The organism is Primorskyibacter aestuariivivens (assembly GCF_028023675.1).
GTDB classification, from domain to species: Bacteria; Pseudomonadota; Alphaproteobacteria; order Rhodobacterales; family Rhodobacteraceae; genus Marinovum; species Marinovum aestuariivivens.
The window spans coordinates 148,040-170,870 of record NZ_JAQIOZ010000001.1; the positions used below are offsets into that span (position 1 = coordinate 148,040).

24 protein-coding genes are annotated in these 22,831 nt (G+C 61.9%); 18 read left to right on the forward strand and 6 right to left on the reverse strand.

Features of this window, described 5'->3' with window-relative positions:
* Positions 1–20: 20 nt before the first annotated feature.
* The 4 genes from PGB28_RS00785 (at position 21) to PGB28_RS00800 (ending at position 3,798) form a co-directional block, all read left to right on the forward strand.
* Positions 21–479 (forward strand): c-type cytochrome, encoded by a 459-nt coding sequence (locus tag PGB28_RS00785; protein ID WP_271419561.1) that lies wholly within the window; start codon positions 21–23, stop codon positions 477–479.
* 10 nt (positions 480–489) lie between these two features.
* Positions 490–1,404, forward strand: a complete 915-nt coding sequence (locus PGB28_RS00790; protein WP_271419562.1) for a c-type cytochrome — start codon at positions 490–492, stop codon at positions 1,402–1,404.
* A 102-nt stretch (positions 1,405–1,506) separates the two neighbouring features.
* Positions 1,507–2,442 carry a homocysteine S-methyltransferase family protein gene (locus PGB28_RS00795; RefSeq protein ID WP_271419563.1) on the forward strand — a complete coding sequence of 312 codons (936 nt, stop codon included), beginning with the start codon at positions 1,507–1,509 and terminating at the stop codon, positions 2,440–2,442.
* 252 nt (positions 2,443–2,694) lie between these two features.
* On the forward strand, positions 2,695–3,798 hold the full coding sequence (locus PGB28_RS00800) for a Hint domain-containing protein (RefSeq protein ID WP_271419564.1): 1,104 nt from the start codon (positions 2,695–2,697) through the stop codon (positions 3,796–3,798).
* 69 nt (positions 3,799–3,867) lie between these two features.
* On the opposite strand, the gene lipA is transcribed toward PGB28_RS00800, so the two are convergent.
* The 3 genes from lipA to PGB28_RS00815 all read right to left on the reverse strand — a co-directional run bounded on the left by lipA (position 3,868) and on the right by PGB28_RS00815 (position 7,090).
* Positions 3,868–4,818 (reverse strand): lipoyl synthase, encoded by a 951-nt coding sequence (gene lipA / locus PGB28_RS00805; RefSeq protein WP_271419738.1) that lies wholly within the window; start codon positions 4,816–4,818, stop codon positions 3,868–3,870.
* 149 nt (positions 4,819–4,967) lie between these two features.
* Positions 4,968–5,903, reverse strand: a complete 936-nt coding sequence (locus PGB28_RS00810; RefSeq protein ID WP_271419565.1) for a LysR substrate-binding domain-containing protein — start codon at positions 5,901–5,903, stop codon at positions 4,968–4,970.
* A gap of 44 nt (positions 5,904–5,947) precedes the next feature.
* On the reverse strand, positions 5,948–7,090 hold the full coding sequence (locus PGB28_RS00815; protein WP_271419566.1) for a DUF6456 domain-containing protein: 1,143 nt from the start codon (positions 7,088–7,090) through the stop codon (positions 5,948–5,950).
* A gap of 209 nt (positions 7,091–7,299) precedes the next feature.
* Here PGB28_RS00815 and PGB28_RS00820 point away from each other — a divergent pair, with 209 nt between their 5' ends.
* On the forward strand, positions 7,300–7,584 hold the full coding sequence (locus PGB28_RS00820; RefSeq protein WP_271419567.1) for a DUF6477 family protein: 285 nt from the start codon (positions 7,300–7,302) through the stop codon (positions 7,582–7,584).
* 55 nt (positions 7,585–7,639) lie between these two features.
* On the opposite strand, the gene PGB28_RS00825 is transcribed toward PGB28_RS00820, so the two are convergent.
* Positions 7,640–9,184: a trimethylamine methyltransferase family protein gene (locus PGB28_RS00825; protein WP_271419568.1), complete on the reverse strand. Its 1,545-nt coding sequence runs from the start codon at positions 9,182–9,184 to the stop codon at positions 7,640–7,642.
* 406 nt (positions 9,185–9,590) lie between these two features.
* Here PGB28_RS00825 and PGB28_RS00830 point away from each other — a divergent pair, with 406 nt between their 5' ends.
* The 3 genes from PGB28_RS00830 to guaA all read left to right on the forward strand — a co-directional run bounded on the left by PGB28_RS00830 (position 9,591) and on the right by guaA (position 12,739).
* The gene (locus tag PGB28_RS00830) at positions 9,591–10,268 is read left to right on the forward strand and encodes an outer membrane protein (protein ID WP_271419569.1); all 678 of its coding nucleotides are present in this window, start codon (positions 9,591–9,593) and stop codon (positions 10,266–10,268) included.
* A gap of 141 nt (positions 10,269–10,409) precedes the next feature.
* A complete protein-coding gene (locus PGB28_RS00835) occupies positions 10,410–11,108 on the forward strand; it encodes a DUF2270 domain-containing protein (RefSeq protein ID WP_271419570.1) in 699 nt (232 codons plus the stop codon).
* A 59-nt stretch (positions 11,109–11,167) separates the two neighbouring features.
* Positions 11,168–12,739, forward strand: coding sequence for a glutamine-hydrolyzing GMP synthase (guaA, locus tag PGB28_RS00840; RefSeq protein ID WP_271419571.1), 1,572 nt, complete (start codon positions 11,168–11,170; stop codon positions 12,737–12,739).
* 22 nt (positions 12,740–12,761) lie between these two features.
* On the opposite strand, the gene PGB28_RS00845 is transcribed toward guaA, so the two are convergent.
* Positions 12,762–13,121 (reverse strand): hypothetical protein, encoded by a 360-nt coding sequence (locus tag PGB28_RS00845; protein WP_271419572.1) that lies wholly within the window; start codon positions 13,119–13,121, stop codon positions 12,762–12,764.
* 189 nt (positions 13,122–13,310) lie between these two features.
* Here PGB28_RS00845 and PGB28_RS00850 point away from each other — a divergent pair, with 189 nt between their 5' ends.
* Positions 13,311–13,925 carry a COG3650 family protein gene (locus PGB28_RS00850; protein ID WP_271419573.1) on the forward strand — a complete coding sequence of 205 codons (615 nt, stop codon included), beginning with the start codon at positions 13,311–13,313 and terminating at the stop codon, positions 13,923–13,925.
* A gap of 39 nt (positions 13,926–13,964) precedes the next feature.
* Here PGB28_RS00850 and PGB28_RS00855 read toward each other — a convergent pair whose 3' ends face one another.
* Positions 13,965–14,570, reverse strand: a complete 606-nt coding sequence (locus PGB28_RS00855) for a hypothetical protein (RefSeq protein ID WP_271419574.1) — start codon at positions 14,568–14,570, stop codon at positions 13,965–13,967.
* Positions 14,571–14,754: 184 nt separating this feature from the next.
* On the opposite strand from PGB28_RS00855, the gene PGB28_RS00860 reads away from it, so the two are divergent.
* The 9 genes from PGB28_RS00860 to PGB28_RS00900 all read left to right on the forward strand — a co-directional run bounded on the left by PGB28_RS00860 (position 14,755) and on the right by PGB28_RS00900 (position 22,826).
* Complete coding sequence (locus tag PGB28_RS00860; RefSeq protein ID WP_271419575.1) at positions 14,755–15,105, forward strand: DUF3147 family protein; 351 nt, start codon at positions 14,755–14,757, stop codon at positions 15,103–15,105.
* A 64-nt stretch (positions 15,106–15,169) separates the two neighbouring features.
* Complete coding sequence (locus tag PGB28_RS00865; RefSeq protein WP_271419576.1) at positions 15,170–16,051, forward strand: DMT family transporter; 882 nt, start codon at positions 15,170–15,172, stop codon at positions 16,049–16,051.
* Between the two features lie 100 nt (positions 16,052–16,151).
* Entirely contained in the window at positions 16,152–17,342 is a 1,191-nt protein-coding gene (locus PGB28_RS00870) for an OmpP1/FadL family transporter (RefSeq protein ID WP_271419577.1), read from the forward strand.
* A 94-nt stretch (positions 17,343–17,436) separates the two neighbouring features.
* On the forward strand, positions 17,437–18,354 hold the full coding sequence (locus PGB28_RS00875; RefSeq protein ID WP_271419578.1) for a DMT family transporter: 918 nt from the start codon (positions 17,437–17,439) through the stop codon (positions 18,352–18,354).
* A 53-nt stretch (positions 18,355–18,407) separates the two neighbouring features.
* On the forward strand, positions 18,408–19,280 hold the full coding sequence (locus tag PGB28_RS00880) for an ATPase (protein ID WP_271419579.1): 873 nt from the start codon (positions 18,408–18,410) through the stop codon (positions 19,278–19,280).
* A gap of 34 nt (positions 19,281–19,314) precedes the next feature.
* A complete protein-coding gene (metA, locus tag PGB28_RS00885; protein ID WP_271419580.1) occupies positions 19,315–20,253 on the forward strand; it encodes a homoserine O-acetyltransferase MetA in 939 nt (312 codons plus the stop codon).
* A 13-nt stretch (positions 20,254–20,266) separates the two neighbouring features.
* A complete protein-coding gene (locus PGB28_RS00890) occupies positions 20,267–21,247 on the forward strand; it encodes an alpha/beta fold hydrolase (RefSeq protein WP_271419581.1) in 981 nt (326 codons plus the stop codon).
* A gap of 63 nt (positions 21,248–21,310) precedes the next feature.
* Positions 21,311–22,216, forward strand: a complete 906-nt coding sequence (ppk2, locus tag PGB28_RS00895; RefSeq protein WP_271419582.1) for a polyphosphate kinase 2 — start codon at positions 21,311–21,313, stop codon at positions 22,214–22,216.
* Positions 22,209–22,826 (forward strand): TetR/AcrR family transcriptional regulator, encoded by a 618-nt coding sequence (locus tag PGB28_RS00900; RefSeq protein WP_271419583.1) that lies wholly within the window; start codon positions 22,209–22,211, stop codon positions 22,824–22,826. The genes ppk2 and PGB28_RS00900 overlap by 8 nt, the downstream gene beginning before the upstream one ends.
* Positions 22,827–22,831 lie beyond the last annotated feature (5 nt).

The following is a 22,831-nucleotide window of genomic DNA, read 5'->3' on the forward strand; positions in this document are numbered from 1 at the left end:
GAAACAGGGAGCGAATTCAGATGAAGAAATTTGTGAGTGCACTGGTGATCGCCGCAACCATGACGGGCGGCGCGGCATTTGCCCAGGACTACAAGAATCAGCTCAAGGCACGTCAGGGCTCCATGTGGGTTGTGGCGCTGAATATGGGCGTTCTGGGCGGCATGGCCAAAGGCGAGATGGAGTACGACGCGGACAAGGCGATGGCCGCCGCGCATTCGCTGCATGGTGTGTCGATGATCCACTTCGCCTCGCTGTTTCCCGAAGGCTCCGATGGCGCCATGATCGAAGGCACCACAGCCAAGGATACCATCAATTCCGACATGGCCGGGTTCCAGGAAAAATGGGACGCGTTCGGTGCTGCTGCAGAACGGGCCGTGGCCGAGGTTGGCAATGGACAAGAAGCGCTTGGCCCGGTGATGGGCGCGCTTGGCGGCACCTGCAAAGCCTGCCACCAAGATTACCGCATTCCGCAGGAATGATCCCGCAGATATGCGAAAACTTCTTAAATATCTGATTCCGGCTGCAGCAATTGCCGCCGGGGTCGGTTGGGTCGTCACCGCGCCCAGCGCCCTGCCCGTTGACGCCTTTGATGGTGTCACCGGCAAGGTTGCGCGTGGCGAAGTGGTTTTCACCGCCGCCGGTTGCGCGTCCTGCCACATGGCACCGGGGGCAGAGGATGAAGCCAAGCTCGTCCTGGCAGGAGGGCTGCGTTTCCCATCGCCTTTCGGAACCTTTCTGGCGCCCAATATCTCGACGGACCCCGAACACGGTATCGGCGATTGGGATGCACGCGATCTGGCCAACGCGCTTTTGCATGGCACATCGCCGGACGGTCAGCATTACTTCCCGGCCTTCCCCTACACATCCTATACCAAGATGGCCGATCGCGACGTTGCCGATCTCTGGGCCTACATGCAGACCCTGCCCGCCAGTGATACGCCCTCGCAACCGCATGAGTTGGGCTTTCCGTTCAATATCCGCCGGTCACTGGGCGGGTGGAAAACGCTCTTCCTCAAACCTGATTGGGTGATGAAGGGTGATGATCTTGGACCTGATCTGACCCGCGGCCGTTACCTTGTCGAGGCGCTGGGCCATTGCGCCGAATGTCATACGCCCCGTAATGCGCTGGGTGGGCTGGACCGGACCCGCTGGATGGCGGGAGCGCCCGATCCGTCGGGCAAGGGGACGATCCCCGCGCTGACCCCGGACAAGCTGACCTGGTCGGCGACCGACATCGCCTATTACCTTGAGACGGGCTTTACCCCCGAGTTCGACAGCGCCGGGGGGCACATGGCGCATGTGGTGTCCAACACCGCCAAGCTGAGCACTGACGATCGCGCGGCCATCGCTGCCTATTTCAAGGCACTGGAGTCCCCGGCTACCGCACAAAGCGCGGGGTACTGACGCCAGACGCCCGAGGCAGGGCCGCGCCAAAGTGGCCCGCCTCCCGCGACAGGGAACCCGAATCTTGTTAGGCTCTTTGCAGACCAAGCAACGGAGCCTGACATGACCACTGCCCCAAACAGCCCCCTGCGCGACGATCTTTTCTACCTCACCGAGGCGGGCACCGAGACCGAGGTGATGTACAAGCACGGCCATGAGCTACCGCATTTCGCCATGTTCACCCTGTTGGAAAACCCCAGGGCGGTGGACGACATCACCGCCATGTATCGCCGCTATCTCGATGTGATGGCCGAGGCCGGGACCGGCGCGATGATCTGCGGGCTGGATTACCGGCTCAGCCCGGACTGGGCGGCGCTTCTGGGCCATGATGCACCGGCACTTGCCGAGATCCAGACGCGCTGCATTGATCTTCTGAAAGAGGTCTCTGCTCCCTATGCGGACCGACTCCCACATATCGTGATTGGCGGCTGCGTCGGACCGCGCGGCGATGCCTATGGCTCTGGCGGCACGATCACCGCGGACGAGGCCGAAGCCTATCACATGACCCAGCTTGCAGCGCTGAAATCGGCCGGGGCGGACATTGCCTGTGCCCAGACCTTCAACAATATCCCCGAAGCCATCGGCGTGACCCGCGCCGCCGAGCGTATCGGCCTGCCCGTCGCGGTCTATTTTTCGCTCGACAGCAAGAGCCGGTTGAATTCAGGTCCGAGCCTGCGCGAAGCGGTGGAAACGACCGAGGCCGAGACCGGCGGCAGCGCTGCGTTTTACGGGCTCAATTGTTCCCACCCGGTCGAATTCGAACCGGCGATTGACGATGGCGACTGGATGAACCGCATGCGGTCCGTCCGGCCCAACGCGTCGAAAATGGAAAAGATCGCGCTCTGCAAGCTCGGCCATCTCGAAGATGGCGACCCGGTCGAACTGGGCCAGCAAATGGGCGCGCTGCACCGCCGCTTCCCACAGATGAACGTGCTGGGCGGCTGCTGCGGCACCGATGAGCGGCACCTGCGCGAGATCGCGCGCAACGTGGTGGGCTGAACTGCGCAGGCCACGCCATTTTTTCGCCCGGAACCGCCCATGGGCGCACGCAATGAATTTTTAACCGAAACCTTGGTAAATACCTGAAGGTTTGACACAAAATCTACGCCTGATCGCGTGAGGCCGGAACAATATCTGCCCTGCATGGTCCAACCTGGCCAGCACCGGCACTGCCGTCGGTCACATCACCTATGTAACCTGGTTTGGACTGAGTAACGACCGACATGAACATCCTGAACCAGGACCGGCATCGTGGCTGAGTGGCAGACACCCTATATTTCCGAAATCGTCTATGGTGGCGACGTCACCGCCGATATGATCGAAATCGGTGCCGAACAGGAGCTGGACCTGAGCGGCTGGTCGGTCGTGGTCTATGGAAATGATAGCACGATCCTGTCCACGCATGATCTGGGGCAACCTGTGGGCGTCTATGCCGGACATGCAGCCTATGTGATCGACCAGACCAATCCTGGTTTTTCCGACCTTCTCAGCAACCAGGCTGTCGCGCTGGTGGATGAGACCGGAACGCTCGTCCAGTTCGTTTCATTCGGAAGCAATCAGGTCACCAGCACCGAGGGGGCTGCCACGGGCGCGACGTCTGAACCCATCGGCTCGGCAACGAACCCGAATTCGTCGTTGCGCACGACCGATGGCGGGGCCACGTATCAGACCAACAGCGCGCCCGACCCGGGTGTTGTGCCCTGCTTCGCACCGGGAACACGAATCGCGACACCGGATGGTCCGCGCCCGGTCGAGGACTTACGTGGGGGCGATCCTGTCTGCACGCTCGACGGCCAGGTCCAGCCGATCCGCTGGATCAGGCGCAGCGAGGTTGATCTGGATGCGGGCGGCCCCAGATCCGGCATACCGGTGCTGATCCGAGCAGGCAGTCTGGGCGATGGCCTCCCTGAGCGCGATCTCGTGCTCTCACCCAATCACCGCGTGTTGCTGGGAGGTCTGGGACAGTTCGACGGGCTGCTTTCAGGGCCGGCACTGGCCCCCGCCAAGGCCCTGACCGTTTTGCCCGGTATCCGCCTGATGCGTGGCCGGAAACGCCCTATCTGGTATCATTTTGCTTGTGAACGCCACGTTCTTGTCCGGGCCGAAGGCATGGCGGTTGAGAGCCTTCCTCTGACACCTATGGTTGTCGAAGGGCTGTCCGAACTGGAACGTCGCCGCCTGACCAGGGCATTTTCATCAGCGCCCGGCGACACGGCTCTGAATGGCCCTTCCGCGCTTCCTTGCCTGACTCGCAAACAAGCCGAAACACTGCTTGGAATCCGTGAGATATGCGCTCTGTTCGACCTCGGCACAACGGCACCGCAAGGTTTGGGGCACTCCACTCATTTCGGATGACGAGACACGATTCCCCTGCCACATCCGGGCGAACGCCAGATGCGGCGGATCAACCCTGCCCCCCAAAGCTCAGAGCTTGGCGAGTTTCGCTTCGCGGTTGGCGCGCAGACGGGCGAAATCGTCGCCCGCGTGATAGGACGAGCGCGTCAGCGGCGTGGCCGAGACCATCAGGAAGCCCTTGCCATAGGCGGCCTTTTCGTAGCTCGCGAACTCATCGGGATGCACGAACCGGTCCACCGCATGGTGTTTCGGCGTCGGTTGCAGGTATTGACCGATGGTCAGGAAATCCACGTCTGCGGCGCGCATGTCATCCATGACCTGCATGACGGCCTGACGGTCCTCTCCAAGGCCCACCATGATGCCGGATTTGGTAAAGATCGACGGGTCCAGTTCCTTGACCCGCTGCAACAGGCGCAGGGAATGGAAATAGCGCGCCCCGGGGCGCACCTCGGGGTAGAGGCCCGGCACGGTTTCCAGATTGTGGTTGAACACGTCCGGTTTCGCCTCGACCACAATCTCCAGCACCTCGGGGGCGCATTTCAGGAAATCGGGTGTCAGGATTTCGATCGTGGTATCGGGCGAGCGGTGCCGCACGGCGCGGATCGTCTGGGCGAAATGTTCGGCCCCGCCATCCTCAAGGTCATCGCGGTCCACGGAGGTGATCACCACATGGTTCAGCCCCAGCTTTTCCACCGCATGGGCCACGCGGCCCGGCTCGAACGCGTCGAGGCTCTGCGGCTTGCCAGTGGCAATGTTGCAGAAGGTGCAGCCCCGGGTACAGATCTCGCCCATGATCATCATGGTGGCGTGACCCTGTGACCAGCATTCGCCCGCATTGGGGCAGCCCGCCTCTTCGCAGACCGTCACGAGGTTGTTCTCGCGCATGATCCTGCGGGTGGTGTTATAGCCCTCGCCGCCGGGTGCCTTGACGCGAATCCAGTCCGGTTTCTTGGGCTGGGCATTGTCCGGGCGATGCGCCTTTTCAGGGTGGCGCTGTTCCGGGATCTTGAGGTCTCGCACGATATTTTCCCCGCGACTTGGGTTCGGTTGGGTGCTCATAACATAGGCGTCTGCAACGAGCTATGCCAGTCTGGCAAACCTGTCATGCTGTCGCGCATCCCCAAAACCACGCAACGTGGCTCGTTGCAGATACAGCGCTCGGAGCGGTGTTAGCTCCGACGTAGCTCATGGCGCGCCCTTTGGACCAGCTTTTCACCCACCCCTGTCAGCAGCTTCTGCAGATCGCCGAACCACTCCGGTTGCGGGCCGGTATCGCGGCGAAAGAGGCCGATAATCCGGGCGGGTTCGGGCACGGTGAAGCGGCACAGGCGCATGTCGGGGGCGGCCTGGGCCTCGGAGAGTGCGGCCATTTCGGGCATAAGCGTCACGCCGAACCCCGCCGCCACCAGCCGCGACAGGGTCGAGAGCGACGACGCCCCCATGTTGATCTGGGGATGGCCGCGCCCCTGACCGCAGACCTCAAGCGCCTGATCGGTGAGACAGTGCCCATCTTCCAGCAGCATCAGGTGCCGCAGGTTGAGCCGGTCAGGCGTCAGCGGTTCAGAGCGGTCGACCTGCTCCAGCCGTACCGCGCTGCCTGCGAGCAGAAACCGGTCCTCGAACAGGGGCACCGCCGTGAGCCGGTCAGCCTCGACCGGCAAGGCCATGACCGCCACATCCAGCGTCCCATCGCCCAGCATCCGGGCCAGCCGCGCGGTCTTGGCTTCGGTCACCTGCACATCCAGCGCGATGTCCCGCGCGCGCAGTGCCGCCAGTGCATCAGGCAGGAAATAGGGCGCAATCGTCGGGATCACGCCAAGGGTCAGCGTGCCGCCCCCGCCCTGCCCGCTGCGGGCGATCTGGTCCAGTTCGGCCAGATCAGCCAGCATACGCCCCGCCACCTCCAGCACCCGCCGTCCCAGCGGTGTCGGGATCACATCTCGTGACAGGCGTTCCACCAGCGGGCCGCCGAATTCCTGTTCCAGCGCCTTGATCTGAACCGACAGGGCGGGTTGCGACACATGACAGGCCTCAGCCGCGCGCCGGAAATTGCGGTGCTGGACAAGGGCCTTGAGATATTCGAGCTGGCGCAGCGTGATATTCATAAGGGGGAGCTATCACACCCAAGGAATACCACAAGCCCCGCCTATCAACCGATCATCGCAGAGCCGTCCGGGTCCTGATCATAGAACCGCGCCAGACGCTGCAACGCGATGCGCAGCACGATCTTGCCGGATCGGGCGGACCACCCCATGCGCCGCTCGGTCGACTCCAAGCCTTCGAGATAGCAGCAGCAGCGCAGCGCCACATCGCCCAGTCCCGGACCCAGATCATTCAGCGCCCGGGTCACGCGATCCCGCGCAGCGCCCGGACCAAAGCTGCGATCACCGGTTTGGGCTCCGCCATCCACCCGCCCGGTCATCAGACGGTCCCAGTTCTGGGTGATCGACATGCCCATCTGGCTCAGTTCGAAATCCTCGCGCAGACGTTCCCCGGCCGCCACAAGCGCATGATCGAGAAAGGGTTTTCCGGTCTTGTCCCGCCGCCGGGCCAGCCCATTGAGCGGGGTCTCCGGTGCGGAATAGCGGATGCGCCGCTCGGCCCGCTCCGGGTCATCCTGCGGCGGCACCGGGTCCTTGCCCTGAAACGATGCGGGCGCCTCAGCCAGGCCCGGCCCGCGCCCTGCGTTGCCCATGACCTCGGACAACAGGCGCGGCATCTCGGACCGGCCCAGCGCGGAAATGCGGTAGCGCGCAATCCGGCCCTTGGTATCGCATTTGATCCAGTTCTTGAGCGCCATGGCATTGGCAATCTCGGTATCGACAACGGCGATCCGGCGGGTCGTGCCATCCGCGCCGTCGCGCACCACAACCGCTTTCTCCATATCCGGCACCACCGCCAGAAGCGCACCGGGTTCGCACAGGCTGCGCAGGATGCGGCAGGCCTCGCGCAGAAAGGTGTCATCATCGGTCGGTTCAATCTGATCTGAGGTTTGCGCGCTCATGGTCGAACGATCCTTTTTGTCCTTCGCCATCGGTTGCACGACCCGCCCCAGACGCCGCAAGGCCGCATCCACAAGCGGATCATCGCGCCGGTTCTCGATCCGGCGCACCTGGCGCAGGATCGTGGACGGATGACAGCCAGACAGCCGCGCCAATTCCCGCAGTGACAGACCAAGCTCCACATGATGCACGTAGTGCGCCGCGTCGCGCGGCACCCAGTCGGGCCATCGTACACCCGCTGGAGTTACATTGACCAAACTGGAATAGCTTTGAATGTCGTCTTGCAGCACTGGACCGTTTCCTGACTTATCCCCTGACTTTTCCACAACCTAAAGGCGATTTGGTTACCCGTATGTTAATCAGAGATCAACAATCGCCATCATTGTTTCCAAAAGATAAACATTTCTGACGGGCACGTACTCTGATTGCCGCTCTGCGCAACACCCCGTCGGGTTGTGCAATGGTCCGGGCTTCACTCACCTGAACGGGAGACCGGACAATGACCGATCTGATGACCATGCTGCAAAACCTGCGCCGTCCCCGCCTGTTGATCCGCGCGGCGCGGCACGGCGTGGAGGAGTATCGCCGCGATCTGCATCTGGCGCGCATTCTCGGGATCTCGGCCCCGCGCCGCAGTGCTCCGGCGATGATGCGGCTGATGGAGATCGAGGCGGAGCTCAATACCGCGCGGCTGACCGAGAGCGCAGCCTATTCCGTGTCGCGCCATGTGGATGTGCTGATTGCGCTGATGGGCGAAGCGCGCCTGTTGCGCGCCGCAAAATGAAAAAGCCGCGGGCAGGTCACTGCGCCGCGGCTTGTTCTTTGTCTGTGAACCGGGATCAGGTAAAGGCGTCAGGCATCGACGCCTTGCGCTCGGCCACATAGCCCGCCAGCGCCTCGGCGATGCCTGGGTCAAGCGCCGGCTGCTGATAATCCGCCAGCATCCGTTCGACCCGGTCCGCGGCCAGCGTCATGGTGTCCTTGGCGCCTTCTTCGTCCCATGTCTCGAAGGGTTTGTAATCCAGCACATTGGTCTTCCAGAACGCGTTCTGGAAATTCGACTGGGTGTGAGCGCAGCCAAGGTAGTGCCCGCCCGGCCCGACCTCGCGGATGGCATCCATCGCTTGGGCGTTCTCGTCATAAGCCACGCCGCGCGCCAGATGGTGCAGCACGCCAAGCTGATCGGCATCCATGACGAATTTCTCAAAGGACGACACCAGCCCGCCTTCGAGCCAGCCACAGGCATGCAGCATGAAGTTCACGCCGCCCAAGAGCGCCGCGTTGTGGGTATGCGCGGTCTCATAGGCCGCCTGCGCATCGGGCAGTTTCGAGCCGCACAGCCCGCCGCCCGACCGGAACGGCAGCCCCATGCGCCGCGCCAGTTGTCCCGCCCCATAGAGGATATGAGACGCCTCCGGCGTGCCGAATGTCGGCGCTCCCGATCCCATGTCGATCGAGGTTACGAAAGCGCCAAAGATCACCGGCGCGCCGGGGCGGATCAGTTGGGAATAGGCGATCCCTGCCAGAACCTCGGCCATGACCTGCGTGAGCGTGCCTGCGACCGAGACCGGCGCCATCGCGCCGCCCACGATAAAGGGTGAGATGATGCAGGCCTGGTTGTTCTTGGCATAGACTTCCAGCGCGCCCATCATCACATCGTCGAAGGTCATGGGCGAGTTCACGTTGATGAGTGACGTCATCACCGTGTTGTCCTGCACGAAGTCCTTGCCGAACAGGATTTCGCACATATCGACCGAATCCTGCGCGCGGCTGGGTTCGGTTACCGAGCCCATGAAGGGTTTGTCCGACAGGGTCATATGGGCGTGCAGCATGTCGAAATGCCGCTTGTTCACCGCCACATCGGTGGGTTCACAGACCGTGCCGCCGGAATGGTGCAGCCATTTCGACATATAGCCCAGCTTCACGAATTTGCGGAAATCTTCCATCGTCGCATAGCGGCGACCGCCAGCCATGTCGCGCACGAAGGGAGGGCCATAGACCGGCGCGCACACCAGAGTATTGCCACCGATTTCGACCGAACGTTCGGGGTTGCGGGCATGCTGGGTAAAACGCGACGGCGCGGTGGCGCACAGCTTGCGGGCCAGCCCGCGCGGAATGCGCACGCGTTCGCCGTCAATATCTGCGCCTGCCTCGCGCCAGCGCTCCAGCGCTGCCGGGTTCTCCACGAAGTTGACCCCAACCTCTTCGAGAATCGTTTCCGCGTTAGTCTCGATGATCTCAAGCGCTTCTTCGTTCAGAACCTCGAAGAGCGGAATGTTACGCTCGATATATTTCGCGGTTTCAAAGCTGACGGCGGACCGGGCCGCACGGCGGGCTGCGCCGCCTCCGCCGCGGCTGCGTCTGCGGGTTGCTGCTTCTGCCATGGTTTCCCCTCATGCAAACACGTGAGGCCTCCCATCTTGTCATGCTGGCCCCGTTGGTAGGGCAGAAATACCCAATGGCGCGCGGGGATCGCTGGTGATTTGCGCCCCTTGAGAGGCAAAAACGACATGCATTCTGCGCCATGTCAAAGTCCCGGCGGGCGAACCACCCTATAATGGCCCTATCCCGGAGCATAATGGCCCTATCCCGGAGCGCAGGGGGCTTTGTTCAGGGCCGCAAATGCAGCACGGAGATCGCGACAGTGATCGTGCTCAACGTGCCAATGGCCCAAACGGCGAAGCAACTTGCAACCCTAACGGGACCAGCGCCGCGTCAGGCATTTGGTGATAACCCGCCCAATGTGTTAGGCTTGACGCATTGAACCAAAATTGAATGTGGGAGTGCGAAATGAAATTACTGTCAACAACGGCGATCGCGGCCATCGCGATGACTACCGGCAACATTGCCCTGGCCGCCAATTACGACCCGGCGCCAGCCGCCACACCGGTTGTCCAGGCGCCTATCGCCGACTGGAATGGTCCCTATGGCGGCCTCGTGCTGTCCCATAGCACCGGGGTTTTCGGCAATGACACGAACTTCCCCGGCGACGGTGAAGGCTCGCTGGAAGGCGGCGCCGCGGGCATCGTTCTGGGCTACAATTTCCAGTCCAACAACATGGTGTTCGGCGCCGAGTTGAACTACAACTGGAGCGATATCGCAGGCGCTGAGGAATGCGTGAACCCGGCCTTTGATTGCGGCGTGAACATCGACAGTTTCGGCTCGATCCGTGCGCGCGCCGGTTACCTCATCTCGCCAAAATCGCTGATCTACGCCACGCTCGGCGCGGCGAATGCCGACATCTACGCCTATACAGATGGGCCAATCGGTGAGAACGGCGAAACCAGAAGTGTCGGCGGACTTCTCTATGGTGTGGGCTTCGAACAGATGGTCACCCAGAACTGGAACTTCCGGGCCGCCGTGATCCGGCATGACTTTGATGAGCAGGATTTCGATACCGACGTCACCTATACAGACGTCAATGTCGATTTCACCACCATCGAGTTCGGCGTGACCTTCAACTTCTGAGCCAACGCGCTCCTGCGCAATCAAGGGCCGGTCGCCGCCTGCGACCGGCCCTTTTTATTGTGTCATTTCAAGGCAAACGGGTTTTGACCCGGGGGCACGGACCGTGCATGATGGGGGCACGGGTTCAGAATGGGCGGTGACATGACAGAGGACGGCCTGGCGCTGGAAGCACAAAAGACCCGCAAGTCGCTGACCTCGTCCGAGATCACGGCCATTGCCCACCTGTATCGCGGCGAGGTGTATCGCAGCACGATCTGGCGCACGCGGCTCGACACCACGACGAACTGGGCCGTGGTTACACTGGGCGTGGCGCTGTCCATTTCCTTTGCCTCGCCCGATGCCTCACCCCTGCCTTTGGTTCTGGTCGGCGTGCTGATTATCCTGTTCCTGATGCTGGAGGCGCGGCGCTATCGCTATTTCAATGTCTGGCGCGCGCGGTGCCGCTGGCTTGAGACTCATTTCTACGCCCCCATGCTGGACGAGGGTGATCTGCATCTCGAAGAGAACTGGCAAAAGGTGCTGGCGCAGGATTACCTCAAGCCGCACTACCATGTCGGCCTGTTGATCGCGACCGGGCGGCGCATCCGGCGCAATTACCTGTGGATCCTGCTGATCCAGTCGCTGGCCTTTATCGGCAAGCTGATGGTGCATCCGACCTCGGTGGAAAGTTTTGAGCAGCTGATCCGCCGCGCCGATGTGGGACCGCTTCCCGGCGAGGTGATCATCGGAATCGGCCTGGTCTATGTGCTGACATGGGCGGGGCTGGCGTATTGGTCTTATCGCGAAGACATCAAGCGCAGCCTGAAGCGCGGCAAGGCACAGGCCGATTCCATGGGATGAACGCCCCCGGGATCGCATCACATATTGCGCTTTTGCCGCCCTGCGCCTAACAGACGGCCATGAGCACCGATACCCATGACCGCCTTCTCATCATCGACTTCGGCTCTCAGGTCACGCAGCTGATTGCGCGTCGCCTGCGGGAACTGAACGTCTATTGCGAAATTCACCCCTACCAGAATGTCACTGACGGCTTTCTGGCCGAGTTCGCGCCCAAGGCCGTGATCTTTTCCGGCGGCCCGGATTCGGTGATGCGCGAGGGCTCGCCCCGCCCGCCGAAATCGGTCTATGATCTTGGCGTGCCGATCCTTGGCATCTGCTATGGGCAGCAGGTGATGATGCATGATCTTGGCGGCAAGGTTGAGGCTGGTGAACATGCCACGGCCGAGTTCGGCCGCGCCTATGTGAGCCCGACCGAGACGCGTGCGGATTTCCTCACCGGTTGGTTCATGGACGGCTCCGGCCGTGAACAGGTCTGGATGAGCCATGGCGACCATGTCTCTGAAATCGCTCCGGGTTTCGAGGTGTACGGCACCTCTCCCGGCGCGCCTTTTGCGATCACCGCAGACCTTTCGCGCCGCTTCTATGCGGTGCAGTTCCACCCCGAAGTGCATCACACGCCCAACGGCAAGACGCTCTATGAGAACTTCGTGCGTGACGCCGGGTTCAAGGGCGACTGGACCATGGGCGCCTATCGCGAAGAGGCGATTGCCAAGATCCGCGAACAGGTGGGGGACAAGAAGGTGATCTGTGGTCTGTCGGGCGGCGTGGATTCATCCGTCACCGCGATCCTGCTGCACGAAGCGATTGGCGATCAGCTCACCTGTGTGTTCGTGGACCACGGGTTGCTGCGGCTCAACGAGGCCGAGGAAGTGGTCGCGATGTTCCGCGATCACTACAACATCAATCTGATTCACGCCGACGAATCCGACCTGTTCCTGGGCGAGCTGGAGGGCGTCAGCGACCCCGAGGTCAAACGCAAGACCATCGGGCGGCTGTTTATCGACGTGTTCCAGAAATATGCCGACACGATCGAGAATGCCGAATTCCTCGCCCAAGGCACGCTCTACCCCGATGTGATCGAATCGGTCAGCTTCTCGGGCGGGCCGTCGGTCACCATCAAGTCACACCACAATGTCGGCGGCTTGCCGGAAAAGATGGGCCTGAAACTGGTGGAACCCTTGCGCGAGCTGTTCAAGGACGAGGTCCGCGCACTTGGCCACGAACTTGGACTGCCCGCCTCTTTCATCGGGCGTCACCCCTTCCCCGGTCCCGGCCTTGCCATCCGCTGCCCCGGCGAGATCACCCGCGAAAAGCTGGAGATCCTGCGCAAGGCGGACGCGGTCTATATCGACCAGATCCGCAAGCACGGGCTCTATGATGAAATCTGGCAAGCTTTCGTGGCCATCCTGCCCGTGCGCACCGTGGGCGTGATGGGCGACGGGCGCACCTATGATTACGCCTGCGCGCTGCGCGCCGTGACCTCCGTCGATGGCATGACCGCGGATTATTACCCGTTCAGCCACGACTTCCTTGGCGAGACCGCCACGCGTATCATCAACGAGGTCAAGGGCATCAACCGCGTGACCTATGACGTGACCTCGAAACCGCCGGGCACGATCGAATGGGAATGAACTGACCGGCCCGGCAGGGCCGTCAGGCTTCCTTGCAGGAAATCCCCAGCGTGAACACCTGATCCTTCAGGTCCACACTGATATCGGGCCGGCATTTATAGCCAAACACCGGCACCGTGATCGCATCCAGCACATCGCCCGCGACCTTCTTGATCTTGTCCCAAAGCCCTTTCCAGAAGCCTTTCTTCTTGGCCGCCGCTGCGCGCGGCTCCAGCCCGGTGATCTCGAAACTCCCAAGTCCGCCGTGATCGGGGTTCAACGTGCTTTGCAGGGTAATCGTGCCGCGACCATCGGCGCGCACGGTGATGACCTCGCCATTGCCCACCTTGACCCGCATACCCCTTTCCGATGTCATTTCGTCAAATCTCGATTGCTTACCCATTCGATAACTCCTTGTTTGAATTTAACTTTTACCGCGCCATTCAAGACGCCGCGCCAAACTCAAATCCGTAAGGCGCAGCAAGATCCGCGTCGAAAATACAGTGACGCTGAAAACTGAAATAAAAATCGCGCGCCTCATGGTAGCATGAAACCTGACAATTTGCATTCGCCCAGAATCGGAGCCGATTTCATGTTTCGCTGTCTTGCTCTTGCCTGCCTCATCGCCACCCCTGCCCTTGCCGATCCAGGCTATTTCCGCGTCACCGGGGTGGCGTCCGATGACACGCTGAACGTGCGCGAGGCCCCCGATGGCAGCAGCGCCGACATTGGCGACCTGCCCCATGACGCGACGGGAGTCGAAGTGATCACGCAGGACAACGGCTGGGGCCAGATTATCTGGGAAGAGGGCAATGGCTGGGTCTCCATGCGCTTCATGGAACCCGACGCGGTGCCAATGATTGCAGACACCGCCCTGCCACGGGGATTGCTCTGCGGCGGGACCGAGCCTTTCTGGTCGCTGCGCCTGTCAGGTGACAATGCCACCTATTCGGATATTTCCGGTACGACCCTGTCCATGGACCTGCTGGATGCGCGCGTGGCCTCGGGGCGGCCCGACTTTCCGCTGGCCCTGCGCTTTACCACCGAGGGCGCGGGCGCAATGTCAGTCATTCGCGCACAGAGCTGCTCGGACGGGATGAGCGACCGGACCTATGGCTATGCGCTGATCCAGCTCCTGCGCACGGGCGAGGATGAGCGGTTCCTCGACGGCTGCTGCTGGCTGCCACTGGAAATCGGCGCGCATTGACGCGCGCCGACAGTACTCACCAACGTCCGTGCAAAACGATCAGAACAACCGAAGCGACTCGATATAAGTGTCGAATGACGCGCCGGTGATGGCCGGAACCGCCTGTTCCAGAAGCGCGGCGCGTTCTTCGAATTCCCGCAGCCCCTTGTGCAGCGCGGCCATGCCCGCATCCAGTGTCGGGTCGTTCATGATCGGGCCGGTGCCGAAGCCCGCGAAATTGTCGCGTGCGATTTCGCCAAACCCGGGCAGCTTGCCGGTCTCGGCGCGCGCGATGCGAATGAACAGATCATCGCCCCGCGTGACCCGCTCTTCGTTGAAGCTCGCCAAATGCAGCATGAGCGACGCACCATCGCCAATCTCATAGCCGAACGCGCCCTGTTCCGGCATCACCTGATCCAGCGGTGTGGCGGCCGAGGCCACAGCAACGGTGACAAAGTCCTGCGCGGGAACGGCATCAAGCTGGGCCAGCATGTCCAGTTGGGCGTAACGCGCCTGAAGGTGGTCATTGAGATGCATGAGCGCGATATCAAGCTGGTTTCCGGTCATGGTTTCCGGGCCGGTCCGCCCGTCCATGCCGCCCGCTCCGGCGCCGGAGGCGGCAAGCGCAAAGGACACAAGGGCGGCGTAACAGATATTGGTCTTCATCATTCTATTCCTTTCGCAAAAACACGATGGGCCGCCAAAATCGCGGCGCCGGAACTTTTCCGGCAGGCAAAGAAGTCAACTGGGGTTAATGAGACCAAAGTAGCATATGTGCGACATTTTGGGAAGTGACAGACATCACATCACAGGATTTGACAGCTTCCCCCAAGCGCCCCAGTCTGATGGCATGGCATTCCTTATTGTCAAAACCCTGCTGACCGCCGTGATCATCGTGATCGTGACCGAAGTGGCCAAGCGCTCCGGCCCTTTGGCCGGGCTGATCGCGGCCATGCCGCTGACCTCGGTGCTGGCGCTGATCTGGCTATATGCCGAAGGGGCCAGCGTGGAAAAACTGGGCAACCACGCGGCCTATACGCTGATCTACGTGCTGCCCACCCTGCCGATGTTCGCGGCCTTTCCCTTCCTGATCACCCGGTTCGGGTTCTGGCCGTCGCTGCTGGGCTGCCTGCTGCTGACATCCGTCTTTGTCATCCTCACCCATCTTGCGGTACGCGGTTACGGGTTCAAACTGCTCTGAGGCTCTTTTCATTGCCCCTGCCCCGCGCCATGGTGCACGCCAAAGCAGCCCGGCAGGACCCTAGATGAGCGATACGATCAAGGCAGCGATCTGGATGACGGGGGCGATTGTCTCTTTCACCTCCATGGCAATCGCAGGCCGCGCGGTCAGCCTTGATCTCGATACGTTTGAAATCATGCTCTACCGCTCGCTGATCGGCGTGGTGATCGTGATGAGCGTGGCCACCTTCGCCCGCACCCGCCGCCAGATCACCGCGCGCAACATCCCCCTGCACCTGATGCGCAATATCAGCCATTTCGCGGGCCAGAACCTGTGGTTCTATTCCATTACCGTGATCCCGCTGGCGCAGGTCTTTGCGCTGGAGTTTACCCTGCCGCTCTGGGTCATCCTGCTGTCGCCGCTGGTGCTGGGCGAACGGCTCACGCCCCTGCGGGTACTGGCCGCTTTGATCGGGTTCGCGGGGATTCTCGTGGTCACCCGACCCAGCCCCGACACGTTCCAGTTCGGGCAGTTGACCGCCGCGCTGGCCGCGATCGGCTTTGCCGGGTCGGCGGTGTTCACACGGCGGCTCACCCGGACCGAAACCATCACCTGCATCCTGTTCTACCTCACCGTGATGCAAAGCGCCTTTGGCCTGATCTGCGCCGGGATCGACGGCGACATCGCCCTGCCCACCGCCGCGAACTGGCCGTGGATCGGGCTCATCGCCTGCGCCGGGCTGCTTGCGCATTTCTGCCTGACCACGGCGCTGTCCATGGCGCCCGCCACGGTGGTCATGCCGATCGACTTTGCCCGCCTGCCGGTGATCGCCATCGTCGGTATGCTGGTTTACAACGAGGCGCTGGATCCGTTTGTCTTTGTCGGTGCCCTGCTGATCTTTGGCGGAAACTACCTCAACATCTGGTCGGAAACCCGCAGACAACCTCAGATTGCGACAGAAAAGTAACGCCGCGGCACAACCTTCCAGCTTACGTACGGTCAGGAATTGACCGGAAATCAGCCCCTTGGCTAGCGTTCACGCGGGGAAGAGACAAGGGAAGCACCTTATGAAGTATGTACTGGGAACGGCCGTTATGGCCAGTTTTGTGGCGAGTATTGCCAGCGCGGGCGGGATCGAACGCGCGCGTCCGGCCTATAATATCCTGTTTGAGGACGGCAACTATGCGCAGTTCTCGTTCAGCCAGATAAATGCCGATGTGTCCGGCGACTACTCGGCCACGGCGGCCTTTATCGGCGGCAGCAGTTCGACCGGTGACATGTCCAATGTTGAACGTCAGATCGGCTTTGGCCTGAAACTGCAACTCACCGACCGATTGGACGCCGCGGTGCTGCTGTCCCAGCCCTATGGTGCCGATGCCGTCTATGGCCGGGGTTTCTACGAAGGGCTGACCGCGCAGTGGAACTCGACTGCCGTGGATACGGTCCTGAAATACCAGATCAATGAACGCATGTCGATTTATGGGGGCGCAAGCCTGCTGACCTCCTCGGCGGATATCATGATCCCGGTGGCGCTTGGGAATATTGCCTCTGACCCGGATGGGCCTGCGGCTTTGGGCGGCGGGCCGCTTCCTGGCAGTATCGTCAGCGACTATGCCGCGTCGTCTTCGACCGAAACGGATGTGGGTTATGTTCTGGGCGCAGCCTATGAAATCCCAGACATCGCGCTGCGCGTGGCTCTGACCTATCGCTCGGCCATTACTCACGATTTCGACGCGCAGGAGTCCTATACACAACTGACCCTGCCCGGTGGCGTTCCCACCTTTACGCCGGTCAACACCACCACCGACACCTCAATCGAGATGCCGCAAAGCTGGACGCTGGATTTCCAGTCCGGCGTTGCGCCCAAGACGCTGGTCTTTGGCTCGGTGAAATGGACCGAATGGTCCAAGTGGGAGGTTCGCCCCGGCGCCTATGAGGCAGAAACCGGCAGTGACATCGTGAGCTTTGAAAACGATGTCTTCACCTATCAGCTGGGCGTGGGCCGTCAGGTCACCGAGAACCTGTCGCTCTTTGCCCGCGTGGGTCATGAAACCAAGAAAGGCGGCACAGCCAGCCGTCTGTCACCGACCGATGGCTACACATCGGTGGGCTTTGGCGGCAGCTACCAACTGGGTCAGGCCAAGATCACCGCAGGCATCGAACATGCCTGGCTGGGTGACGCAGAGACAAGCACACCGACAGACTTTACCGGCAACACCGCCACGGGCTTTGGCCTGACGGTTGGTTTTGCTTTCTGATCCAGTCCACGCAGGACAGAGGAAACCCCGTCCTTCGCGGCGGGGTTTTTCTTTGCGCAGGATTCGGAGCGCCGGTCCGCAATAAACAGCCTTCATGACACAAGACCAGAAAACCGTATCAAACCGCGCCTGGGCGGAGCTGGCCCTGCTTGCCCTGCTCTGGGGCGGGTCCTTTCTGTCGGTCCGCATTGCGCTGGATGAAATCGGGCCGCTGACATCCGTTCTGCATCGCTGTTTCTGGGCGATGCTGGCGCTTTGGGCTGTGGTGGCGTGGCGCCGCCTGCCCTTGCCCCGGAGCCTGCGCATCGGGGGCGCGTTTCTGGTCATGGGGGCGCTCAATAATGTGATCCCCTTTGGGCTGATGGCCTGGGGCCAGCTTTATATCGAAAGCGGGCTGACCTCGATCTTCAATGCCGCCACGGCGATCTGGGGGGCGCTCATTGCGGCGCTGGTCTTTGCCGATGAGCGGCTGACGCGGCGCAAATTGCTGGGCGTCGGTTTGGGCTTTGCCGGGGTGGTGATGGCCATCGGGGTCGAGAACCTAACCCGCATTGACCTGCGCAGCCTTGCGCAACTGGCGGTGATTGGCGGCACGCTGTCTTATGCGCTGGCCTCCTCATGGGCGCGGTTCAGCCTGTCGGGCCTGCCGCCGCAGGTGGCCGCCGCCGGGATGCTCACCGGATCGACCGTGATCATGGTCCCCCTGGCCCTCATGACTGAAGGCGTGCCCACGCTGGCCCTGCAACCGGCCACCGTCGCCGCCATCGCCTATTACGCGCTGGCCGCCACGGCGCTGGCCTACCTGCTCTATTACCGGGTGCTGGCCATGGTGGGCAGCGGCAACCTGATGCTGGTCACATTGCTGATCCCGCCGGTCGCCATCGCACTTGGCGCATGGGTGCGGGACGAAACGCTGTCACCCAATGCGCTCATGGGCTTCGGTTTGTTGGCGTTGGGCATGGTGGTGCTGGATGGGCGCATGCTGGCCCGGAGAAACCGCACGAGGGTTTGACGCGCGCTTGGCGCATGATAGGCAAGGCCAAACCGGTTTTCAGGACGACCCGCATGCTCTATCCCACTGCCCGCGACTGGCGCGACGCGCCGCGCAAACGCATCCTGTTCTTTGGCATGTCCGGACTGGGCAAGACCTATGTCTCCAACCTGTTGCGCGATGCGGGCGACTGGTTCCATTATTCCATCGACTACCGCATTGGCACGCGCTACATGGGCGAACATATCGCCGACAACGCCAAGGCCGAGGCGATGAAAGTGCCGTTCCTGCGCGATCTGCTCCTGTCGGATTCGATCTATATCGGTTCGAACATCACCTTTGAGAACCTCGCCCCCGTCGCTGCCTATCTGGGCAAGCCCGGCAATCCCGACAAGGGCGGGCTGAGCTACGGCGAATATACCCGCCGCCAGCGGCAATTCCGGCAGGCCGAGATCAATGCGCTCCTGGACACCGGCCATTTCATCCGCCGCGCCGAACGGCTCTATGGCTATCCGCATTTCATCTGTGACACGGGCGGGTCGATCTGTGAATGGGTGGACCCGAACGACCCCAATGACGAGGTGCTGTCGCATCTGGTGAGCCAAACGCTGATGATCTGGATCAAGGGGTCCGAGGATCATACGCAGAAACTGATCCAGCGCTTTCACCGTGCGCCCAAGCCGATGTCGTACCAGCCTGAGTTTCTTGACCGCTGCTGGAATGAGTATCTGGCCGACAAGGGGATCAGCGAAACAGAGGTCGACCCGGATGATTTCATCCGCGCCACCTATGCCGCCGCCCTGGCCCACCGCCAGCCGCTCTACGAGGCGATGGCCGAGAAGTGGGGCGTTACCGTCACGGCGGACGAAATCGGCAGCGTGAAGAGTGATGCGGATTTCACCGAGCTGGTGGCAGAGGCCATTGAACGCCGCAGCAAAGCCGCCTAACTATGGCCTTCCCTGACATCTGACGAGTGCTCCCATGCCGATCAAGATCCCCAATGACCTGCCTGCCTTTGACGTGCTCACGCGCGAGGGCGTCATGGTCATGCGCGAGGATCAGGCCGCGCATCAGGACATTCGCCCCCTGCGCATCGCGCTTTTGAACCTGATGCCCAAGAAGATCGCCACCGAAACGCAATTCGCACGTCTGATCGGTGCGACGCCGTTGCAGGTGGAGTTCGACCTGATCCGCATGTCGGAACATGAGACCAAGACCACCAGCGCCGAACATATGGAAAGCTTTTACCGCCCTTTTCAGGAGGTGAAGACCGAGAAATATGACGGGCTGATCATCACCGGCGCGCCCATTGAGCATCTGCCGTTCAATGAGGTCACCTATTGGGACGAGCTCTGCGAGATTTTCGACTGGACCCAGACCAACGTGCATTCCACCTTTGGCGTCTGCTGGGGCGGCATGGCGATGATCAACCATTTCCATGGCGTGAAAAAGCATATGCTGGATCACAAGGCGTTCGGCTGTTTCCGGCACAAGAACCTTGACCCGGCCTCGCCCTATCTGCGCGGTTTCTCGGATGATTTCGTCATTCCCGTCAGCCGCTGGACCGAGATGAAACAGGCCGAGATCGACGCCGCGCCGGGGCTGAAAACGCTTCTGGGCAGTGACGAGGTCGGCCCCTGTCTGGTCGAGGATCCGGCCCATCGCGCGCTCTATATCTTCAATCACTTTGAGTATGACGACAGCACGCTCAAGGAAGAATATGACCGCGATGTCGCCAATGGCACCGCGATCAACGTGCCGCGCAATTACTATCCTGACGATAATCCCAGCCGCCCGCCGCTGAACCGCTGGCGCAGCCACGCGCATCTTCTTTATGGAAATTGGGTGAGCGAGGTCTACCTGACGACCCCGTTCGACATGAACCTGATCGGCCAGACCAGCACGGACTGGCGCCGCTAGACCCGGAGCCCATATGCTCAAGACCGCCTCTGCCGCGCTTCTTTGCGTCGCTGCACTTGCTGGCTGCGGAGTGGTGGTGGACCGCCGCGCCGACCTGCGCGAGGCCGAGGCCGAGGCGCGCTATGGCCCGGTGGGGCAGATGCTGGAGGTCGACGGCACCACGGTGCATGCGCTGGTCACAGGGCAAGGCCCCGATCTCGTGCTCCTGCATGGCGCATCGGGCAATGTGCGGGACTTTACTTTTGATCTGGTGGACCGGCTCAAGGGCAATTATCGCGTCATTGCCTTTGACCGGCCCGGGATGGGTTGGACCGAACGTTTGCCGGGCTATGGCGGTGCCGGATCGACCAGGGGCGAAACCCCGCGCGAACAGGCAAGATTCCTGCAAAAGGTCGCCGACCGGCTGGGCGTCTCCAACCCGATGGTGCTGGGCCATTCCTATGGCGGCGCAGTGGCGCTGGCCTGGGCGTTGGAGCGTCCCGAGGATACGGCGGCGCTGGTGCTGCTGGCGGCGGTGTCAAACCCATGGCCCGGATCGCTTGATCCGCTTTATCGGATTAATTCCTCTGCGTTGGGCAGTGCCACGGTCGTCCCGATGATCACCGCCTTTGCCGGGGAAGAACGCGTGGACAATGCGCTCACCGCTATCTTTGCCCCGCAGCCGGTGCCAAAGGGCTATGACCGTCATGTGGGGGCGGGCCTGTCGCTGCGTCGTGAAAGCCTGCGGGCCAATGCCCAGCAGGTCAACGGCCTCCGCCCACAAGTGGTTGAAATGTCGCACCATTACGGTGAGCTGACCATGCCCGCCGAGATCCTCCATGGCACAGAGGATACGATCGTTGGCCTGTCAATCCACTCTGAGATTCTGGCCACGCAGATGCCCAACGGCACTCTGCTGCGGATGCAAGGCGTCGGTCACATGCCGCATCATGCGGACCCCGAGGCCGTGGTCGCCGCCGTGCGCCGCGCGGCCCGACGCGCCGGGCTACGTTAAACCCCTTCACATTGCAACACGCGCCCTAAAGGTCCATATTTCAATAAAAATATGCGAGGCCCCATGTTCGATCACCCCAAGCCCTTTGACGGCGCGATCAGCACGTTCTTTGAAACCGCAGCCCCAGACGCGGTGCGCAACGCGATCCGCCGCGCCGACAAGGATGACGTGCTGGCCGAAGGCTACCCCTATTCCGAGCGCATGCCGAACAAGCCCTACAAGAAATGCATGGACGCGTTGCAGATCGAACTGGTCAAGCTTCAGGCTTGGACCCGCGAAACCGGTGCGCGGGTGGCCGTGGTGTTCGAGGGCCGCGATGCGGCGGGTAAAGGCGGCACGATCAAGCGGTTCCGAGAGAACCTCAACCCGCGCGCGGCGCGTGTCGTGGCCCTGCCCAAACCGACCGAGGTCGAGGCCACGCAATGGTATTTCCAGCGCTATATCGACCACCTGCCCGCCGGGGGTGAAATCGTGTTCTATGATCGCTCCTGGTACAATCGCGGCGTGGTCGAACATGTGTTTGACTTCTGCACGCCGAACCAGCGCAAACATTTCTTTACCCAGGTGCCGGATTTCGAAAAAATGCTGGTGGATGAGGGAATTATCCTCATCAAACTCTGGTTGAACGTGGGCCGCGCCGAACAGTTGCGCCGGTTTCTCAGCCGCGAAAGCGACCCGCTCAAGCATTGGAAACTGAGCTGGATCGATGTTGAGGGGCTGAACCGCTGGGACGCCTACTCTGCGGCTATTGGCGAAACGCTGGAGCGCACCCATACCGACACCGCGCCCTGGACCATCGTCCGCTCCGATGACAAGCGCCGCGCCCGGATCAACGCCATCCGCAGCGTGCTCAGCCGGATCGACTATACCGGCAAAGACCCAAAGGCGCTGGGTCAGGTCGATCCGCTGATCGCGGGTGGGCCGGAACTTTGGACCGCACAGGGTCTTGAACGGGCACAGGATGTCTAAACGCGGATACCATCACGGCAATCTGCGCCAGGCCCTGATCGAGGGCGCGCTGCGTCTGATCGAGGAACGCGGGCCGACGGGCTTTACCCTGTCGGAGGCGGCGAAACAGGCCGGTGTGACCCCGGCGGCTGTCTATCGCCATTTTGAAGGGCGTGAGGACCTGATCGCCGAAGCCGCGCTACAGGGCTACGGCATCTTTGCCGATGTGATGGAATATGCCTATGACGATGGCAAACCCTCGGCGCTGGCCGCGTTCGAGGCGACGGGCCGCGCCTATCTGGCCTTTGCCCGCAAATATCCCGGCCACTATATCGCGATGTTCGAAAGCGGCATTTCGGTGAACCGGACGCCGGACCTGGCCGCTGCGTCCGCCCGCGCCAAGGGCGTGCTGGAAAAGGCGGCCGCCGGCCTGTCGCAGCATATCCCGGCGGATCAACGTCCGCCCGCGGCGATGTTCTCGGCCCATATCTGGGCCATGAGCCACGGCGTTGTGGAATTGTTTGTACGCGGCTCCCCGGGATCGCGCAGCCCCTATCCGCCCGAGGATCTTCTGGAAACCGGGATCGGGATTTACCTGCGGGGTCTTGGCCTCATCCCGCCGGACGCATAGACAGG

Excerpts from the sequence above, each read along its gene's own strand:
- PGB28_RS00785 (WP_271419561.1), top strand. The coding sequence starts at position 21 with ATGAAGAAATTTGTGAGTGCACTGGTGATCGCCGCAACCATGACGGGC.
- PGB28_RS00790 (WP_271419562.1), top strand. The coding sequence starts at position 490 with ATGCGAAAACTTCTTAAATATCTGATTCCGGCTGCAGCAATTGCCGCC.
- PGB28_RS00795 (WP_271419563.1), top strand. The coding sequence starts at position 1,507 with ATGACCACTGCCCCAAACAGCCCCCTGCGCGACGATCTTTTCTACCTC.
- PGB28_RS00810 (WP_271419565.1), bottom strand. The coding sequence starts at position 5,903 with ATGAATATCACGCTGCGCCAGCTCGAATATCTCAAGGCCCTTGTCCAG.
- PGB28_RS00820 (WP_271419567.1), top strand. The coding sequence starts at position 7,300 with ATGACCGATCTGATGACCATGCTGCAAAACCTGCGCCGTCCCCGCCTG.
- PGB28_RS00825 (WP_271419568.1), bottom strand. The coding sequence starts at position 9,184 with ATGGCAGAAGCAGCAACCCGCAGACGCAGCCGCGGCGGAGGCGGCGCA.
- PGB28_RS00830 (WP_271419569.1), top strand. The coding sequence starts at position 9,591 with ATGAAATTACTGTCAACAACGGCGATCGCGGCCATCGCGATGACTACC.
- PGB28_RS00835 (WP_271419570.1), top strand. The coding sequence starts at position 10,410 with ATGACAGAGGACGGCCTGGCGCTGGAAGCACAAAAGACCCGCAAGTCG.
- guaA (WP_271419571.1), top strand. The coding sequence starts at position 11,168 with ATGAGCACCGATACCCATGACCGCCTTCTCATCATCGACTTCGGCTCT.
- PGB28_RS00845 (WP_271419572.1), bottom strand. The coding sequence starts at position 13,121 with ATGGGTAAGCAATCGAGATTTGACGAAATGACATCGGAAAGGGGTATG.
- PGB28_RS00850 (WP_271419573.1), top strand. The coding sequence starts at position 13,311 with ATGTTTCGCTGTCTTGCTCTTGCCTGCCTCATCGCCACCCCTGCCCTT.
- PGB28_RS00855 (WP_271419574.1), bottom strand. The coding sequence starts at position 14,570 with ATGAAGACCAATATCTGTTACGCCGCCCTTGTGTCCTTTGCGCTTGCC.
- PGB28_RS00860 (WP_271419575.1), top strand. The coding sequence starts at position 14,755 with ATGGCATTCCTTATTGTCAAAACCCTGCTGACCGCCGTGATCATCGTG.
- PGB28_RS00865 (WP_271419576.1), top strand. The coding sequence starts at position 15,170 with ATGAGCGATACGATCAAGGCAGCGATCTGGATGACGGGGGCGATTGTC.
- PGB28_RS00870 (WP_271419577.1), top strand. The coding sequence starts at position 16,152 with ATGAAGTATGTACTGGGAACGGCCGTTATGGCCAGTTTTGTGGCGAGT.
- PGB28_RS00875 (WP_271419578.1), top strand. The coding sequence starts at position 17,437 with ATGACACAAGACCAGAAAACCGTATCAAACCGCGCCTGGGCGGAGCTG.
- PGB28_RS00880 (WP_271419579.1), top strand. The coding sequence starts at position 18,408 with ATGCTCTATCCCACTGCCCGCGACTGGCGCGACGCGCCGCGCAAACGC.
- metA (WP_271419580.1), top strand. The coding sequence starts at position 19,315 with ATGCCGATCAAGATCCCCAATGACCTGCCTGCCTTTGACGTGCTCACG.
- PGB28_RS00890 (WP_271419581.1), top strand. The coding sequence starts at position 20,267 with ATGCTCAAGACCGCCTCTGCCGCGCTTCTTTGCGTCGCTGCACTTGCT.
- ppk2 (WP_271419582.1), top strand. The coding sequence starts at position 21,311 with ATGTTCGATCACCCCAAGCCCTTTGACGGCGCGATCAGCACGTTCTTT.
- PGB28_RS00900 (WP_271419583.1), top strand. The coding sequence starts at position 22,209 with ATGTCTAAACGCGGATACCATCACGGCAATCTGCGCCAGGCCCTGATC.